At 52.1% G+C, this 19,772-nt stretch carries 9 protein-coding genes; all 9 read left to right on the top strand.

Features of this window, described 5'->3' with window-relative positions; genetic code table 11:
* Positions 1-43 precede the first annotated feature (43 nt).
* The 9 genes from ACTJJJ_RS07070 (at position 44) to ACTJJJ_RS07030 (ending at position 19,766) form a co-directional block, all read left to right on the top strand.
* Positions 44-3,379, top strand: a complete 3,336-nt coding sequence (locus tag ACTJJJ_RS07070; RefSeq protein WP_426294298.1) for a SusC/RagA family TonB-linked outer membrane protein — start codon at positions 44-46, stop codon at positions 3,377-3,379.
* A 23-nt stretch (positions 3,380-3,402) separates the two neighbouring features.
* On the top strand, positions 3,403-5,115 hold the full coding sequence (locus tag ACTJJJ_RS07065; protein ID WP_188929232.1) for a SusD/RagB family nutrient-binding outer membrane lipoprotein: 1,713 nt from the start codon (positions 3,403-3,405) through the stop codon (positions 5,113-5,115).
* Positions 5,116-5,443: 328 nt separating this feature from the next.
* Positions 5,444-6,700 carry an erythromycin esterase family protein gene (locus ACTJJJ_RS07060; protein ID WP_188929233.1) on the top strand — a complete coding sequence of 419 codons (1,257 nt, stop codon included), beginning with the start codon at positions 5,444-5,446 and terminating at the stop codon, positions 6,698-6,700.
* Between the two features lie 437 nt (positions 6,701-7,137).
* Positions 7,138-12,471 carry a S8 family serine peptidase gene (locus tag ACTJJJ_RS07055; protein ID WP_440701686.1) on the top strand — a complete coding sequence of 1,778 codons (5,334 nt, stop codon included), beginning with the start codon at positions 7,138-7,140 and terminating at the stop codon, positions 12,469-12,471.
* An 81-nt stretch (positions 12,472-12,552) separates the two neighbouring features.
* Positions 12,553-13,872: a serine hydrolase domain-containing protein gene (locus ACTJJJ_RS07050; RefSeq protein ID WP_426294300.1), complete on the top strand. Its 1,320-nt coding sequence runs from the start codon at positions 12,553-12,555 to the stop codon at positions 13,870-13,872.
* Between the two features lie 77 nt (positions 13,873-13,949).
* Positions 13,950-15,227, top strand: coding sequence for a hydroxymethylglutaryl-CoA reductase (locus ACTJJJ_RS07045; protein WP_426294301.1), 1,278 nt, complete (start codon positions 13,950-13,952; stop codon positions 15,225-15,227).
* Positions 15,224-16,195 (top strand): hypothetical protein, encoded by a 972-nt coding sequence (locus ACTJJJ_RS07040; RefSeq protein WP_426294302.1) that lies wholly within the window; start codon positions 15,224-15,226, stop codon positions 16,193-16,195. The genes ACTJJJ_RS07045 and ACTJJJ_RS07040 overlap by 4 nt, the downstream gene beginning before the upstream one ends.
* Entirely contained in the window at positions 16,195-18,672 is a 2,478-nt protein-coding gene (locus ACTJJJ_RS07035; protein ID WP_440701685.1) for a PEP/pyruvate-binding domain-containing protein, read from the top strand. The genes ACTJJJ_RS07040 and ACTJJJ_RS07035 overlap by 1 nt, the downstream gene beginning before the upstream one ends.
* Entirely contained in the window at positions 18,669-19,766 is a 1,098-nt protein-coding gene (locus tag ACTJJJ_RS07030) for a DUF3419 family protein (protein ID WP_426294304.1), read from the top strand. The genes ACTJJJ_RS07035 and ACTJJJ_RS07030 overlap by 4 nt, the downstream gene beginning before the upstream one ends.
* The last annotated feature ends 6 nt before the right edge of the window (positions 19,767-19,772 follow it).

Raw genomic sequence — 19,772 nt, 5'->3', positions numbered from 1 at the left:
TAACGGAACGTATTTTATTACCTACTCGCCTAATACTAATACTATGAAACCCAAAGCTACGCTGAAAATGGCGGCACGATGTATGCTGGCCGCACTTTGTCTATCCGCGCCGGCGGCCGGCGCCCCGGCTGCCGGAGCTGGCAAAAATGCACTCTTCCCTGTTGCCGACAGGATCAAAGGAAAAGTAACTTCGGCCGTCGACGGTTCGCCGATCCCCGGAGTGAACGTGCTGGTGAAAGGTACCCAGCTCGGTACCACCACCGACGCAACGGGAAATTTCTCGCTCGACGTCGATTCTAAAAACGCAGTGCTCGTATTCTCGTATATCGGGTTCAATACCATCGAAATGCCGGTTGGCGGCAAGAGCGTCGTGGATGCTGTGCTCTCTGAAAACGTAGCCACTTTACAGGAAGCGGTTGTTACCGCCTTGGGTATCAAACGTGACACACGCTCATTGGGTTATAATGTGGGGAAAATTGAAGGTCGTGAAGTTGCCAATGTTGCCAACGAAAACGTGCTGACCTCCCTCTCCGGCCGTGTTTCCGGGGTTTCCATCAATCAGACCAGCGGTGTCGGCTCGTCGATCAGCATTGTTATCCGCGGTGCCGCTTCTTTGAAAAACAACCAGCCACTGTTTGTGGTCGACGGGGTTCCGCTGGCCAACAGCCTTGCCAACGTCAGCGAAAAGGGGAGTGGTAACAAGGTCGATTACGGTAATGCAATTTCCGACATTAACCCCGACGACATCGAAAGCATGTCGGTACTGAAAGGGCCTAGCGCTGCTGCATTGTATGGTTCGCGTGCTGGTAACGGGGTGATTCTGATCACGACGAAATCGGGCAAGAAAGGCAAAGGTCTCGGCGTTTCGTTCTCGACTTCCAATGTATTCGAAAAGCCTTACCGCTACCTCGATTTGCACTACAAACATGCCAATGGCGAGCGCGCGTTTCAGTTGGACGAGTCGTCGGCCTACTGGGGTGGTTTGCCACTGGATGCAGGCATCAAGGAGGTGCAATGGAACGCGCCGCTCGATGCAGAAGGCAAGCCGATCGCTACCGAGCTGAAATCGTACAAGAACAATATGAAGAACTTCCTTCAAACAGGAATTACTTCAACAAACAACCTGACCGTTTCCGGTTCAACGGACAAGGCAACCTACCGCATATCGTATAATAATATGAGCAACCGCGGTTTGATCCCGAATTCGGATTTGTACCGCAATGCATTGAGCTCGGCTTTGACTTTCGATATGTCGAAGAATTTGAAACTGAGTACCAATCTCAACTTCGTTCGCTCGAACTCCAACAGCCGTCCGCAAACCTCGGAACGCGACGGTAACCCGTTGCAGGCCGTTTACTATTCGCCGAGCTATGACATCCGCGATCTGAGAGGTGTATGGAAGCCGGGCCGCGAAGAGATCGAACAGCTGACGGTAGCACCAGGCGAAACCGACAACCCTTATTTTCTCGCGAAACACCTCACGAATGCCTACGTTCGCGATCGCCTGTACGGGAACCTGAAACTCGACTGGACGATCGTGCCGGGCCTGACAGCGTTCGTGCGTTACTCGCATGACATGTACGACGAAGACCGCGAAACCAAAATTCCATGGAGCTACAAAAGCATGTCCAAGGGCGGATATTACCTGGAAAATGTTGGCCGTAACGAAGGCAATGCCGACTTCCTCGTGACGAAGAACATCAAGACCAACGATTTCGATATCAATATTTCCGGTGGTGGTAATATCATGACACAGAAAGGAAACAGCTCCAACCTTGGAGGTCGCGACCTTTCGGTGCCGGGTCTTTACAATATTTCCAACATCCCGGTGGCAAACCGTGTGGTAGGTAACGGCAGTTTCAAAAAATCGATTTACAGTTTGTATGCACTGGGTTCTTTTGGTTTCAAAAACCAGCTTTATCTCGACCTTACGGCGCGTAACGACTGGTCGAGCACATTGCCCGCGTCGAACCGTTCGTATTTCTATCCTTCGGCATCTCTTAGCTGGCTGGCGAGCACGACATTCAACATGCCATCGTACATTTCAATGCTGAAACTTCGCGGAGGCTGGGCACAAGTGGGTAACGACACCGATCCTTACCAATTGTACCCCAATCTGGGAACCGGTAACTGGGGTAATCTCGTAACCGCAAACCTGGGCGGAACACTTCTGAACCCGACATTGCTGCCGGAGATCGCAACCTCAACCGAAGGAGGTATCGATCTGAACATGTTCAACAACCGTCTGCGTTTTGATCTGACTTATTATGACCGCGCCAATACCAACCAGATTTTCAGCGTTCCAATGGCTCCTTCAACAGGCTACGAAAGCAAGAACATCAATGCAGGTAAACTCGTGAGCCGCGGCCTTGAAATCGGTATCGGTGGTACGCCTATCAGCAACCTCAATGGCTGGACGCTCGATGTGAATGCCAATTTCAGCCGCAACCGCGTGACTGTAAAAGAATTAGCGCCTAACTTCCCGTATTTCGAACAGTGGGGTGAAAACGGCGCTGGTGCGTACACCTACGTAGGCGAGCAGATCGGCAACATTTACAGCCGTGGTTTCGCAACGGTTACTGACCAGAATTCGCCCTACTACCGCTGGCCGATCATTGCATATGATGGCGAAGGCGGCGATATGGACTGGCAGTCGCTGGGTGGCCGCGAGAATAATATCAAGGTTGGTAACTATAACCCCGACTTCATGGTGGGCGGCCAGGTTAACCTCTCTTACAAACGTTTCTCGCTCGGTTTGAGCCTCGACTGGCGCCAGGGCGGTGAATTTATGTCGTTCACCTATCGCTATGGCGAATCCGACTGGAAATCGCAGCGCCAGCTCGACAACCTGATCCCGGGCAGCCTTTATTCACCAGATCAGCTCGTTGCATTGCTGAAATCGGATCCTGAAAAATACATTATCCCGCAAAACGGAAACTTCCCGCGGGTAGGAGGGCACACAGCTGCAACCGGCGGTTTCGGAACTGATGGCGACGGTGCATTCATCCCGGGCGTTTGGGAAGACAAAGACGGTAACTACCACGAATGGCTTGGCGGTGCGGGCACTCAATACATGCCGATCACAGCCCTGTATCCTTGGAGCTTCAATCAGCAGGTGACCTTCGACGCTTCGTTTGTCAAACTGCGTGAAATTACATTGACCTACAAAATCCCGACGCTGTTCAATGCGGTACGTAATGCGAGCCTGTCGCTGTACACCCGGAACATTATGCTCTGGAACGCAGCGAAGATCGGTATCGATCCCGAGCGTGCTTTCTGGGCTGATCCAAACAAGGGTGGTTTCCGCCAGGGTATCGAGCGCCAGAACGTGATGCCGTGGACAATCCCATTCGGTTTCAAGCTCAATTTCGATTTCTGATCAATTCTTGAAAATTCAAAGCGATGAAAATTTTTAAATATATCCCCAAAGTCGTTTTCATATTGGCTGTCCTGGTTGCTTCCTCCTGTAAGGAAAGCCTCACGGAAATCAATGAAAACCCGAATGGCGTCGATCCGAACACCGCCAATCCGAACTTACTTATGCCGACCGTCATGACGGGCGTGGGCACGCAATATCTGAAACTGGGCTACGGTCGCATTGCGGGCGTGGTGCAGCACACACAGGAAGATGCCTGGAAAGACGGTTTCAATGATTACAACTGGACCGAGGAAGACGACGAGTGGAAAGCATGGTATGGCTTTCTCCGTAACAACGACCTGCTCTACAAAAGATCGGTAGCAATGGGCTTCACCTTCCACCAGGGGGTGGCATTGACGATGAAAGCATTCATTTTCGGCACCATTACCGACCTGTGGGGCGATGCGCCCTATACCAACGCTTTGAAAGGCGACCAGGGCGAAATGCTGCCTGCATTCGACAGCCAGGAAGTGATTTACAAAGGTATTATCGAAGATTTGAAACAGGCTTCGTCGCTGTTCGCTACCGCCGATGTTTCAACCTATGCGCCTGGTTATGATGTATTTTACAACGGCGACAAACTGAAATGGCAGAAGTTTGCCAACTCACTGCTGCTGCGTTACTATATGCGGGTATCTTCAAAGCTGCCTGACGTTGCAAAAGCAGGAATTGAGCAGATATACACCTCGGGTATTTATCTGAAAGAAGCTTCCGACGATGCTGTGATGGACTACATCGGCGCAGCTTCCGGCGACTCGTGGCCAACTGCCATTGCCTTTGACGTGAGCCAATCGAACTGGCGCAGAAGGAGACCTGCCGCTGCATTGCTGAACACGATGGCTGCCAGCAACGACCCGCGCATGAAAGTGTGGTTCCAGCCTGTGCACGTACGCTGGGTATCGGACGCGACGCTGAAAACGGGTATGGATGAATTTATCCGTAAAGATGGCGTGATCCAGAACGGCGTGAAATCGCTTACCGAGCAGGAATTGCGCGAGCAGATTACGGCAGGTCGTAAATTCACCCGCCACTTCAATCCTGCACTTTATAAGCCAACCCGCGCCGAATTGTTCAACGGGCCGCTGAATACAGGTGAATATGTAGGTATTCCGGCCGGTATGATCGACCCGACCTATTACAACGAGAACCCCACGACCGGCCAGCAGGTGCAGAACCAGCACGCGTCGCAGTTGAGCTATGCGTATCAGAATTCCAAGGGCGGCTTTCTGAAAGCCCGTCTGGCATCTGCCGCTGAAACCGCGTTTATCCTTGCCGAAGCGGCGCAGAAAGGATGGGCTGCGGGCGGTGCGGAAGCGCATTACAATAATGGTATCAAACAATCACTGCAAACCTGGGGCGTGGCCGATCAGTTCGACGCCTATGTGAAAGCCGTTGCCTATAAAGGAACATTGGCCCAGATCATGGAGCAGAAATGGATCGCCAGCTGGACGGCGTCTACCGAAGCCTGGTTCGATTACCGCCGTACCGCATTGCCGGCACTGGCGCCGGGCCTGGCACCTGCTTCACGTGCGTTGCCGCTCCGTTTTATTTACAGCAACAACGAGATGAACAACAATGGCAGCAACGTTCGGAGTGCGATCGACAAGCTGGAAGAAACCAATTTCTCGGGCCCACGCAAGAAAAACAGCCAATGGTCGAAGCCATGGCTGGTGCAGGGAACGGGTAAACCGTGGTAGAATGTACTCCCGAACTCCGGTTGAAACAATTTCATCCCTTGTTTCCTGTTGTTCGCCCCACGGTAATGGTTGTTTGCCCCATACCATCGAATTAATTATGCTCAATTCGCAGAGTTTGGCGTAATTGCTGGTGACAATGAATAATCCAGCACCCGTTTTTGAAAGCGGCCTTTTTCGGAAGGTCGCTTTCTTTTTTTATTTCAAACCGAACCTGTGGCATCATTGCCGGGCGCGAGGCCACTATCATTTTTGAAAAATACAAGTAAACACTCGATTGTTCGTCCTTTATATAAAAGTTAATTATATAATTAAACTAAATATCGGCGTAATGAAGGCATCCTGTTGTTATTTTGCTTTAATCTTTTCGTGCTTATACCTTTCCGGCTCCCAGGCAAATGCGCAGCCGGATATTTGGCTCGACCGTTTGAAAGGCCAACTCGTAACATTGGATTCGGCCGATCTTGCGGGGGATGGTAATGTGCGCATTGCGAGCAAGGCCGTCGGCAGGGACTTTCAGGTATTAGGAATAGGGGAGCAGTCGCACGGTACTTCGGAGTTCTTTGCAGCCCGGCTACTGTTGATCAAAGCACTTTCCGCTGATCATACGCTCACGAAAATAGGACTGGAAGCGCCCATGGCCGAAGTGGAAAAGTTAAATGACTATTTACGCGACGGTAACGGCGATTTGAAGGGGATTCTGCGTTCGTTCAGGTTGTATAGCTATGAATGCCAGGAATTTGTAGACTTGGTAGAGAGCGTCGGTCGGATCGGTAAGGCGCGCGGGAAGCATCTCCGTTTTTTTGGTTTTGATATGCAAAGCCCGTTTCAGTCACTGCAAAATCTGCGCGAATCCGGCGTGACCAGCGAGGTCTCAGACTCTTTGAAAAGCCTTCTGCATTATTATGAGCTGCTTAATAATGAGGTTTACAATCACAATTTCAATAAGGCAGATTTTGCGGAAATAACAACGCTGAGCGATCAGGTTCTGGGCAAACTCGCGGGAGCTGCTCCGACTGATGCGCTCGTCAGAAAGAGCATTCGTAACTACCGGCAATTCTTGTTGCTCAACGATCCCGGATACGCGAATGCGCAGGATGCACAATCGGAAATAAGGGATTCTTTAATGGCAGAGAACGTGCTGGCGGAAATAGAACCGGGTAAAAAGATGATCATTCTGGCACATAACGCGCATTTGCAGCGAACCCCGAACATCTTTTCGAAAAGTGTCGGTTTGTTTTTGTCACAAAAACTGGGAGCGGACTATAAATGCATTGGACTAACGACCGCACATGGTTCTTACACCGCCTTCAACCCGAAGGTGGGCCACATTACTGATAAAAACAAAGTATTCGCCGGGGATAGTACAACATGGGAATATCATTTTTCGAAAGTTGATCAAGCTGTATTCCTTTTCAAAACATCCGGCTTAAAGCAAAAACAAAATCTCCGGCTGCCAGGCCGGTACCGGTTGCTGGTGTACGGCGTGTCCGATAATCAGTTTTTCGATGGTAACCTCCTCGATGATGTTGACTATGTTCTTCACCTGAGGCAGACATCCGGCAATCACAGCTTCTACCTCAAATAGGTACTTTCAATAATTTATGCTTGTGTAGATAAATTGTATAAAAAAGGGATTTTGACGCATGTGCGTACCCGTGCATGAGGTGTGCGGGTTGGAAAATAGTCGGATTGGGTACAAGGGCACAAAAGAAAAACAGCATATTACTTTCCGCAAAAGTCAAAGGTAGGCAAGCGCTCTGTACCTGCCATTGACTTTGCTTCAGATATGGGTTTGCCCAGCTGGAAATAGCGCTCATCAATCACACGAAAATGTGCAAGCAATCCCTGCAGAATGGCCGGCATTGCCAGTTAATTTGCACGAAGAGATTCTTCACGTATTGGGTTGAGTTTATAAAGTATTATTACTGAAAAACAAATAGTTATAGGAAGTGTAAAATGTGGAAAAAAGGGTTACATTGAATATTCAGAAATGAAAAACTGACCCAATCAATCCACCTCTATATGTGTTTGTTGAAGTATCGCTGCGTCCTCGTCGTAGTACTACTGGTGCAGCAATTAACTAACGTTACGGCCCAGCATAATAGGGCTTACAACCTTTATCTCAAAAGTGGTACGATTGTACCATTGCCCACACTTGAACTCCCTGCTTTGCAACCGGGAGGCACGTTCCGGCTCGCCGGTAGTGACGAAATTAAATTTGTAATAATCCAATTTTTCAATATTCCTGACGAAGCTGCGGTCCGTCAGTTGAATAGTGCCGGGATTACCTTGCTCGACTACATCCCGGAGAACGCCTACACGGCTACGGTGCACGGTCAGCCCGACCGGAATGCATTACAGTTGGCCGGAGCCAGGGCCGTGGTGGAACTGGAACCGGAGCAGAAGATCCATCCCGCATTGCTGGGGCCTGATCTTCCCGCTCACGCCTTGCGAGAAGCCGGGAAAATCGATGTGCGGATCAGCTACATAAAGGACTTGGCGCCCAACGACCTGTTGAATGGTCTAGACAGCCTTCGTGCCCGGTTGCTATCCGATGATTTGAGCGCCTACCAGGTTATTGAAGCGAGGGTGCCCATTGAAGAACTGCCGGCGGTGGCAGGTCTGCCGTGGGTTCAGTACATCGAAGCGGTGCCGCCCCCGGAAGAGCTCCTCAATGACAAAAGTGAAGCCGCGACCCGGGCGAGTGTGCTGACATCGGCATTGCCCGGCCAGCGGCAGCTTAATGGCGAGGGAGTGGTGATTGGCATCGGCGACAGCGGAAACCTGCTGGAACACATTGATATAAGCACCAGGCTTCTCAGCTATGATCTGGAAGCCAGCTACTGGCATGGCGTGCACGTTGCCGGCACGGCTGCGGGCGGGGGTATTATGAATGAAAAATACAAAGGATATGCACCAAAGGCGTCGATCGTGAAGCGTGCCACTTCCGAAATATGGAAGCAGGCCTCCACGCTCGTGCGCGATTTTGGGATGATAGTGACCAACAATTCCTACGGCGGCAGCGTATGCCCGGACTATGGTGCGTATACCGTCGACTCGTACATCCTTGATCGCCAGGCGAGCGACCTTCCCAACCTGCAACACGTGTTCGCTGCCGGCAACAGCGGTCTGGAAGCTCCATGCGAAGGCGTAACCGCGGGCTTCGGCAATATTATCGGAGGGAGTATTTCCGCAAAGAACGTGATCAGTACGGGACGCACAGGGGCGACCGGCCTCATTGCGCTTACATCCAGTAAAGGGCCAACCCAGGACGGACGTATTAAGCCGGAAATCATCGCACCCGGCACATCGATTACGTCCACACTTCCCGGCAACACCTATCAGGGAGCCTCCGGAACGAGCATGGCAGCTCCTGCCGTGGTCGGTGGACTCGCATTGCTGTATCAGCGATACAAGCAACTGAATGGCGGAAACAACCCCAAGAACATGCTGATGAAAGCGTTGCTTTGCAATGGAGCAACCGATAAGGGACTGGCAGGGCCGGATTTTAACTATGGATTTGGGGTGATGAACTTGCTGCGGTCGGTCTCCATGCTCGAAAAAGGGCAATATTTCAATGGCAGGCTTGCCCATCAGGCAAAGGATGGTTTCGAGATATCCGTGCCACCGAACACCGCGCTGGTCAAGATCATGCTCTACTGGAACGATGCAGCCCCCGCGCTGCTCACCGGGAAAAAGAGTTTGGTTAATGACCTGGATCTGAAAGTGGTACGACTGGGCAATGCAGAGGTATTACCCTCGTTTCCCAGGGCGGCGCAACCGCTTGCAGCCGCCGCAGCCGGCGTAGACACGGTCAATAATATCGAGCAGATCGTCGTGGAAAGCCCCGCAGCGGGGACTTACATAGTGAATGTATCGGGCACTAAGGTGCCGAGCGGGCCTCAGGAATATTTCCTCGTATACGATATGATCGAAACTTCTGCCATCCTGGCTTTTCCCGCTGGCGGTGAGCATTTCACGAAAGGCGATGTAGTCGATATTTCCTGGGATAGTTATGGCAATTCGGCCAGCACCTTTTCCGTGTCCTATACGATGAATGACGGCGTTTCATGGACAAACCTTAATCCCGCGGTGGCTGCCGGTACAAACCAGCTCAGCTGGACGGTTCCCGATGCAACCACGACAACGGCTAAAGTCCGCATTGTACAGAACAGCACCGGGGTTGTTAAGGAAAGTGCAGCGTTTGCTGTCATGGGCGTTCCGGTCATCTCTTTATCGACAAACCAATGCGAAAGTTACGCAGCGGTGCAGTGGACGGCCGTAAGCGGTGCTACCGACTATGAGGTTATGCGCCTGCAAGGTAACGAAATGCGCCCGGTAGCGGTAACCAGCGAGCTGAAATACGTGCTCAGCAGTCTCTCCCGGGATTCAACCTATTACATTTCCGTAAGGCCGCGAAACAACGGCGTGCCGGGCAGAAGAGCAGTGGCTATCAGCCGTAAACCCGACTCCGGTACTTGCCAGGGTGTTATTTCAGACGGCGACCTGGCTGTCGATGCGATCGTTTCTCCTTCGAAATCGGGCAGGTTGCTCACCTCCATCAGCCTTGGCGAATTCCAGGAAGTAAAGGTGCGGCTCAGAAACCTCGACGACCAGCCGGTGATACAATCATTTCAGATGGGGTATGCTGTGGGAAACGCGGCAATGCACTGGGAAACGGTGAATACAGATATCGAAGCCAACAATTATCTGGTTTACACCTTCCTCGCACCTATCGATATGCGCAATGCGGGAGCGTATCCGCTTACGGTGTTGGTGAAGCTGGAAGGCGACCAGGTTGCAGCCAACAACCAGCAATCGGTTGTGATCCGCCAGCTTGCCAATGCGCCTGTAAGCCTTCCTTTTGCCGATGATCTCGAATCGCTGCAAAACGTGGAAATAAATGCGAACACGATGGGCGCTGGAGGCGGTGAGCGATACGATTTCTCCCAGGAGCGCGATCTCGGCAGGTTAAGGACCGCCGCGGGTTTGGCTTATTCGGGAACAAAAGGATTCACGGTGGATGCCAACAACCAGACCAACTTGGAGTACCCGACCTACCTGGACGCCACTTTCAATCTCGCAGGTTATCACGCCGACAGGGACGAGATCCGTTTATCGTTCCGGTACCGGCTGTACGCTACGCCCTCGCCTGCCTGGCCGCTGCACGTATACGTACGGGCGAAGGATACCGACCCCTGGATACCGGCATTGGAAAGCAGTATTGTTCCTTATTTTACCAAAAACAACAAGTACTGGCTGATGTCGGTGGAAATAAGTGATCTGCTGAAACGTAACGGGAAGGATTTTTCAACCAGCTTCCAGGTAAGGTGGGAGCAGAGTTTCCGGTACCCTACACAAACGGACGGCTCGACGATCGACGATATCCGCCTCTACACAACCACGAGCGATCTGGAAGTTACAAGGGTCAATGCGCTGGCAATCCCTTCCTGCGATGCCAACGGCTTTCAGGAATATAGTGTTCTGATCAAAAATAATGGTACTGAGGATTGCTACCGCGTGCCTTTCGATGCGCTGATCAACGACGAGCTCGCCCATCAGGGTTACGTGCCGGTGGTCCGTGCAGGTGCTGATACACTTTTCAGTTTCAGCTTTTCTTCAACGCAATACCTCAGCAGCGACCGGAACGTAAAGGTCGCGGTCAAAAAAGCATTCGACTTGAACGCAGGAAATGACTTTTCTGCCACCCTTGCCAGAGCTGCGCAGGTGATTTCCGGGTTCCCGTACCTCGAAGACTTTGAAAATGGCCAGGGCGGATGGTATTTAACCGAACCGGGGCCGTTATGGACATTTGGCACGCCCAATACTGGTAAAGTGGTGGAAGCGGCAAGCGGCCATCATGCATGGGCGACCAACCTGAGTGGCAATCGCGGGAGTGATGTCGTATCATATTTGTATTCGCCCTGCTTCGCCATGAATGGAATGGTCCAGCCGTCGCTGAGTTTCAGCGCGTCCATCGATCTGGCAGCTTGTGCAGGCGGCAGCTGCGACGTAGCCTATGTGGAATATAATGTAAGCGGAAATACCTGGATGCGCCTGGGTGGGGTCAACAGCGGGACCAACTGGTACAATGCAAATCAGGAGAGTGCGGATGTATGGAACGTCCAGGACTATACCCGTTGGCATGTGGTAACAGTGCCCATACCCAAATATTTTCCGGGCGGGTATGTACGTTTCCGCTTTGTGATCAGGAGCAAATCAGCCGCAGGCCGGGCGGGTATCGCCATCGATGACATCCATATTTACGATTCGCTGGCGATGGTGTACACCAATGCGGCCCCGGATAACCCGACGGTTTTCGCGGATGTGCAGGGCAGCGACTGGGTGTCGTTCAGGTTGTACAATTCGGTGGTTGCGGCAATTAATCCGCATGGGCAGTCGCTGGGCCAGGTTTCGGTGAAGGCCTTTCTGGACAACGGCATAACGCGGATAGCGAACAAGCAGTATTATCTGGGCAGGAGCTTTACAATATCGGCGTCGAATCCCGATTTTACCCAACCGGTGGACGTCCGGCTTTACATTACCGATGAAGAGTGCGAAAGGCTCATTGCGGTGTCCGGAAAGGCGGGTACTGTCAAACCGGGGTCGGCCTATGAGTTGGCTGTTTCCAAGTATTCGGGCAGCAATGAGGACGGTAATTTAGAGAACAACGGCAATACCGCCTGGACGTTCTATGCTAAAAGCGCGGTTCGAAAGGTGCCGTACGCGCAGGGATACTATCTGGAATTTACCACGAAAGGATTTTCAGAGTTCTGGTTCGCCAAAGACTTCCTCGGATCGGGGACGCCGTTGCCGGTGCGGCTGGCCAGTTTTTCGGCGACACCCGTTGAAAACGCTACACTGCTTGAATGGCGCACGGCCGGAGAGGAGAACGTCAGCCACTTTGAAATAGAGCGAAGCGCGGATGCACGGGCCTGGGCGTCGCTACCCGGGGAAATTCCAGCGATAGGAGAGGGCGGGCACATTTACAAGGTCACGGATGCTTCTCCCTTGGCGGGCGTCAACTATTACCGGTTGAAAATGGTCGACTATGCGGCCGGTACGCCGGACCGGACTTTTGCTTACAGCCATATCGTTTCCGTCGATTTTGCAGCTACCGGCAATTCTCCGGTTGTTCTCTTCCCTAATCCGGCTACCGACAAGCTATATATCCGGAGTGGAAACAGGCGCTTCTCGAAAGTTGAGCTACATGCCGCGTCAGGCACGCAGGTATACACTTCCGCTGAAAATCAGTCGGTGGTGGATGTAGCGAAACTGGTTTCCGGAATGCATTGGGTTACAATTGATTATGCCGACGGCTCCCGGAGCAGCCACAAGATTGTGATTGTGCATTGAATTAAATTAACAAAAATGTGACGATCGGTTACCTGAGATCTTGGCGATATGGTTTATTTGCAAAAAAAGACCTTACCTTCCATGAAGCACAATTTGATAGCGATCATCGCATTTCTCTTTACTTTTTCCGCATCCGCCCAGCAAATCAATACCACAGATCTCGACCGGCTTCTCGACACCCTGACCGTCCACAACAAATCCATGGCGAGCGTGTTGCTTATGCACAAGGGACAGAAGGTGTATGAGCGGGCGATCGGCTACGCGGTGATAGATAGCGCCCGCAGCGTGAAAGCGACACCCGACACGCGTTACCGCATCGGCTCTATCACCAAAACTTTCACTGCGGCGATGATCATGCAGCTGGTGGAAGAGAAGAAGCTTGCTTTGAATACACATTTGGATAAATATTTTCCCAACATCCCCAACGCAGGCCAGATCACGATCGAGATGATGCTGCGCCACCGGAGCGGCATCCACAATTTTACGGACGATGAGGCCTACTGGAAAACCCAGACAGCACCCCGGACGCGCACCGAAATGCTCGCTGTTTTTACAAACAACAAATCCGATTTCGTGCCCGGCTCCGAGACGAAATACAGCAACACCGGGTATATCCTGCTGGGGTACATCATCGAAGATATTACCAAGAAGTCCTATGAAAAGAACCTGCAAGAGCGCATTCTTTCACGTATTGGGCTGAAAAACACCCGATTTGGCGGGAAGATCGATCCGCCACTGGGTGATGCTTATTCCTATACGTTTTCAAAGCGCTGGGAAAAGCGGGAAGAAACCGATCTGAGCCAACCGGCGGGTGCAGGGGCTATCGTTTCTACCCCGACGGATGTCGCAGCATTCATGAGCGCGCTTTTCAGTGGCAAGCTGGTGTCGCAGGAGAGCCTGAGCGAAATGACAAAAATCGTCGACATATTTGGAATGGGACTGGCGCCTACACCTTTTTACCAGAAAAAAGGCTTTGGCCATACCGGCGGCCTCGACGGTTTTCAGGCTGTGGTGGCCTATTACCCCGAGGATAGTCTTGCCGCAGCCGTCTTTTCCAATGGCGTAGATTACCCGCTGAACGACATCCTGATCGCCATGCTCAGCACGTACTACAAAATGCCCGTGACGATCCCGGACTTCAAGGCAACGCAGCTAAGCCCGGAAGAACTGGATCTGTACGCGGGTACTTATGCGAGCCAGCAGATTCCCCTGAAAATGACAATCACCCATTCCAATAACAAGCTGTTCGGACAGGCAACAGGCCAGCCCGCGTTCCTGCTGACGCCCGTCAAAAAGGACGTATTCAAGTTCGATGCTGCGGGAGTAATGATGGAATTCCGGCCCAAAATGCGTGAACTCACCATTACGCAGGCTGGACAAGCCTATCTGTTTACTAAGTGATCGGCGCTGAAATATGATAGGTATGTGAAATTTAGTATGTTAGCGAAACCCTTTGCTGTCAAACATCCGTCTATCCTATGTCGTCAACCAGCGAAACCACCAAAAAGGCGCTCCATGCGATGAGCGCCCTGCAAGATCTTGAACAGCTATTAGAAGACATCAAGAACAAACCGGCCAGTAAGACGCCGCCGGAGAGTTTACCTGCCGAACTACCTGTTACGGTCGAGGGGATCAGGAAACGACTTGAATTTCTTCTGGAAAAAACAAACAGCGATTTCCCTTATCTGAGCGGGGAACAGCAATTCTCGGATCTGGCGAGGTTGGAAGGGAATATTGAAAACTATATAGGGATGTCGATGGTGCCGACGGGCATCATAGGACCGGTGTCGGTGTTGGGGTCCATGGCAAAAGGCGATTTTTATGTGCCGCTGGCGACCAGCGAGGGCAGTTTGCTTGCATCGTACCATCGCGGCGCCAGGGCATGTTACCTGGCCGGTGGCGCAACGTCGGTATGCCTGATCGACGGCGTACAGCGGTCTCCGGTTTTCAAGTTTGATAATTTGGGTAACCTGGGCACTTTTTTGGTTTGGATATTGGGCCAAATCGAAGAATTTCGCAGCATTACTGAATCGGCCAGCCGCTATGCGAAGCTGATCGACCTGAAATCCAATGTCGAGGGTAACCACCTCATTCTTACATTCGAATATCACACAGGCGACGCCTCTGGCCAGAATATGGTCACGATCTGTACAAACGCCATTTGCCAGTATATTATCCAAAACGCGCCGGTACAGCCGCAATTCTGGTTCATAGAGAGTAATTTCTCGGGCGATAAAAAAGCTACTTCACAATCATTCGCGAATGTGAGGGGCAAGAAGATCACCGCCGAAATTACGCTCACGCAAAAAATCGTGAACAGCGTACTGAGAACGACCCCTGAGGCAATGGCCGAATATTGGCGGTCTTCTACAATCGGCACTATTCAAAGCGGTTCCATAGGAGCGCAGGGCCATTATGCGAACGGACTTACGGCATTGTTCATCGCCACGGGCCAGGACGTAGCGTGCGTTTCGGAAGCTTCCGTAGGCATTACCCGCATGGAGCTTACCGCCGATGGCGGCCTGTATGTGTCGGTGACCCTGCCCAACCTGATCGTCGGAACCGTGGGTGGGGGAACTTCGCTGCCCACGCAGAAGGAATGTCTCGAACTGCTAGGCTGTTATGGCGCTGGCAAAACCCGGAAGTTTGCCGAAATATGTGGGGCATTGGTCCTGGCAGGCGAAATATCCATCGCGGCCGCCCTATCGTCGGGTCAGTTTTCGGCGGCACACCAGAAATTCGGCAGGAAGAAATGAAGCTGCCGATCCAGGGAAATGCGTTCAGCAACGCGGAAGAGAACGGTGCACCGTTTTTCCGCAGGTTTTATATTTACCAAAAAGAGCGCTTTCCGTTGTTGGGGCACGGCTTGCTGGTGGCTGCATTCAGCTTTTCGGCTATTTCCTATTCGCGTATATGCCGGGGTGCCGACGGCTTCGTGGCTATCCGGACATTCGTGGTCGGTATTTTTACGACCATATCGCTTTTCCTGCTCGTCAGGATCTTCGACGAATTCAAAGATGCCGAAGACGACGCCCGGTTCCGCAAAGAGCTGCCGGTTCCTCGCGGGCTCATTACGTTTCGGGAGCTAGCCGTAATCGGCGTGGTGGTAGCCCTGGTGCAGATTGTCGTAAACCTGGTTTTCTTCCCGAAAATGCTTTGGATATATGCGGTGGTCGTCGGGTACCTTTTGCTGATGGGGAAAGAGTTTTTTGTGGCCGAATGGCTCAAAAAGCACCAGTTCTGGTATGTAACCTCGCATATGTTCATCATCCCGCTGGTCGATATTTACGCGAGCGGCCTCGATTGGCTTCTGGCCGGTGTGCAGGCGCCTGTGGGGTTGTTCTTCTTTTTCGCCGTGTCGTATATGAATGGTATTGTGCTGGAAGTGGGCCGGAAAATCCGCGCGCCTGAACGGGAATCAGAAGGCGTGGTGACCTACACCTCGATGTTGGGAGTGCCCGGAGCCATCCGGCTTTGGCTTGCCGTGCTCGCGGTAACCCTGTTGCTGAGTATTGCTGCATCGGTATTTGCGGGTTATGGAAATGGCGTGCTGGCGGTACTGATCATTGTATTTCTCATCTGTGCGCTCCCGGCGGCGTTTTTTCTAAGGAGCCGAAATGTGAAACTTTCAAAAATGATCGAATATGCATCGGCGGCCTGGACGATCGCGATGTATCTCACGTTGGGAGCCGGGCCTATGATCTCAAAATTGCTGTTCCATTGATGCATTTTATATCCGATACAGAGCCACAAAAAGCGGCTGGCGTCACGATTGGCGGCAAGGCCGAAAACCTGTTTCGTCTGAAAAGGTTCGGAATGCCTGTACCGCGCTTCGTCGTAATCCCCTGGGAAACGTTGCTCGCCGGTTTTTCGGAATCCGAAATGGTTGCTTGCCTGACGGATGCATTTGATAACACCAGTCAGTTCGCCGTGCGTTCGTCGGCGACCGGCGAAGATGGCGCGGCATTTTCATTTGCGGGCCAGTTTGAAAGTTACTTGTCGGTGCGGCCCGATGAATTGGCTGGGCGGATCGAAGATGTCCGTCGGTCCGCATTTTCGGAGCGGGTAACTGCCTACCGGAAACATCACGGGCTTCCCGGGGTGGGTGAGGTGGCGGTGATTGTTCAGGAAATGGTCGATGCAGATGCGGCGGGTGTAGCATTCGGGGCAAACCCGCTGACGGGCAACCGGCATGAGAAAGTGATCAACGCTGTTTTCGGGCTGGGCGATGGGCTGGTTTCCGGCGAGCGCAATGCCGATCAGTTTGTTTTGAACGGGGTTGAAATACAATATATTCCATCCAATGACCAGGCTGAACCTGCGCTCACCGATGCGCAGATCCACCGGCTTGGCGAAATACTGGATACGCTTGCAAGGGAGCTAGGCCAGCCGCAGGACATTGAGTTCGCGGTCCGGAACCACGAGATTTATTTACTGCAAACCAGGCCTATCACGACATTAGCGGAAAGGCCGGCAGGTAACTACATTCTCTGGGACAATAGCAACATCATTGAATCGTACCCGGGCGTAACCACCCCGCTGACGTTCTCTTTTATCAGCAAATCGTATGAGGTTGCCTACAAGCTTTTCAGTGCTTATCTGGGTGTGAGCGAATCGGTTATCAGGAAAAATGAAAGAGTGTTTGCTAACACGCTCGGTTTCCTGAACGGACGGGTTTACTATAACCTTAAAACCTGGTACCATATGCTGGCGATGCTGCCCGGTTACAGCATCAATGCCCGGTATATGGAGAAAATGATGGGCGTAAAGGAGCAGTTCGATATCCCGGAATCCTACCGGTTGCCGAAGGGGAAGGCCTGGTGGAGCATTCTGAAAATGGCTGTGCAAATGCTATTCCGGTTCAAGGCCCTGCCGCGCAAACGGCGCGAATTTATGCAGCTCGTCGACAGCACGATCGCTGCGTACAAGGCCATCCCTTTTGCAGAAAAAAGTGCCGGCGAGCTCATGCAGCTGTACCTCGATTTTGAACAAAAACTATTGCTGGAATGGAAAGCCCCGCTGCTGAACGACTTCTTTGCCATGATTTGGTTCGGTATGCTCCAAAAGCAGTGCGAGCAGTTTACGGGCGGGAAGAATCCCAACCTGCATAACGATCTGCTATGCGGTAGCAACGATATAATCTCGGTCCAACCGGTACACCGCAGCATTGCTATCGCCGCACGGATTGCCGGCGCCCCTGCGTTGAAAAACCTGTTTTTGCAACAAAATGAACACCAGATCCACCAAACACTGCTCGCCAGTACCGACCCCGAATTCGCAGGGGTAAGCGCCGATATTGAGCGCTACATCGCCGATTTTGGCGAACGCTGCGTAGGTGAGCTGAAACTGGAAACGATCTCCTACGGTCAGGAACCGGCAAAGTTCATTAAAGTGCTGAAATCCTACGTGGAAACGGGCATTACCGGGGCGCAATTTTCAGGCGCAAGAGAAGATGTGATCCGTACGAATGCGGAGCAGGAAATAGCCAGGTGCTTGAAAGGCAAAACCTTGCAGCGGTGGAAAATGGGGCTCACGCTGCGCTACACGCGTGAGCTTGTGAGCGCCCGCGAGAACCTGCGCTACGAGCGCACACGGGCATTCGGGATTGTTCGGGAGATTTTTACATTTATCGGTAAACGGTTTTATACAGATGGCGTGCTCGGCAACGCAAGGGATATTTTTTACCTGACCAAAGAGGAAATTTTCGCGTATATCGAAGGCACGGCGGTTACGCAGGACGTCAAAGCGCTGGTTGCGCTCCGGCAAGAGGCATTTCAAACCTACACCCGGCGCGGCACATTGTCAGAGCGATTTGCTACTTATGGTGTACCCTACCAGGGCAATGATTTTTTCAGTACCGATAGAATTGAAAAGCCGAAGGGTGATTTGAAGGGTATCGGATGTTCACCCGGGAGGGTGACCGGCCGGGTGAGGGTGGTGCTGGACCCTGCGGAAGTACCTTCGCTGAATGGCGACATTCTCGTCGCGTCCAGCACTGATCCAGGCTGGGTCACGCTTTTCCCCGGCGCGCTGGGTATCATCGTCGAGCGCGGGAGTTTGCTGAGCCATTCGGCGATTGTTTCCCGCGAAATGGGCAAGCCTTGCATTGTAGGCGTAACCGGCTTGCTGAAAATGCTGAAAACGGGCGATGAAATCGAAATGGATGGCAGTACGGGCATAATCAGAATGATCGCACGATGACGAGAGAAGATTTAGCAAAAAGGGTCAATTTTGAAATTATCCGGTATGCCAACTGCTGGGAGGACGCGGATATTCTGCTGGCCGGCCTTTCACCCGCGCCGGGCAGCCGGGTGTTGTCGATCGGTTCTGCCGGGGATAATAGTTTTTCCTTCCTGGCAACGGATCCCGAACTGGTCGTAGCCGTGGATATTAACCGTACCCAGCTTTTCCTGATCGAATTGAAGAAGGTTTGCATTCAAAACCTGGAATGGGAGGAGGCGCTGGCATTCCTTGGTTTTTTGCCTTCCGAAAACCGGGCGCATTGCTTTCATTCTTTGAAAAGCCAACTGGGCAGCGCCGCGCGAGCCTATTGGGAAACCAATCTTGCACTGATCGCGGACGGCGTCATTCATCAGGGAAAATTTGAGCGATATTTTCAACTGTTCAGCGGGAAAATACTTCCATGGATCCATGCAAAGCGGGTAGTGAATGTACTTTTCAAAAGCAAAACAGAAGATGAACAGCTGCATTTTTATCAAAACAAATGGAATACCTGGCGCTGGCGGCTATTGTTCCGCATCTTTTTCAGCAGATATGTGATGGGCAAGTACGGGCGCGACCCCGAGTTTCAGAAACAGGTGCAAGGTTCTGTTTCAAAATTTATCTTCGAAAAGGCTGCCAGCCATCTTGCTTCGGTAGCCGCGCAGGACAATTATATTTTGAGATACACCCTCACAGGCGGCTTCGATGGCCTTTTGCCGCATTATCTTCAAAAAGAGCATTATCCGCTGATCCGAGCGAACCTGGGCCGGCTACATTTGAAGGAAGGCTTCGCGCAGGCTGCTATCGGGCATTACGGCAAATTTCACTGCATGAACCTCTCCGATATTTTTGAATACATGGATGCCGGTCTGTTCCGCGAAACGGCCCGGACGCTCCTGGCAGGTACCGAAATGGGCGGAAAGCTCGGTTACTGGAACCTGATGGTGCCGCGCCGGATTTCCCAAATTTTGCCAGAAAGCGCCGAATATATGCAAACGGAAGCCGAACGTCTGACGGCGATCGATAAGGGCTTTTTTTATAAAGGGTTTATTGTCGATAAGGTAATCCGGTAATACGCC

The sequence above is a fragment of the Dyadobacter sp. 22481 genome (genome assembly GCF_052044875.1).
Taxonomy (GTDB): domain Bacteria; phylum Bacteroidota; class Bacteroidia; order Cytophagales; family Spirosomataceae; genus Dyadobacter; species Dyadobacter endophyticus.
This window is presented reverse-complemented; position numbering and strand designations above follow the sequence as displayed.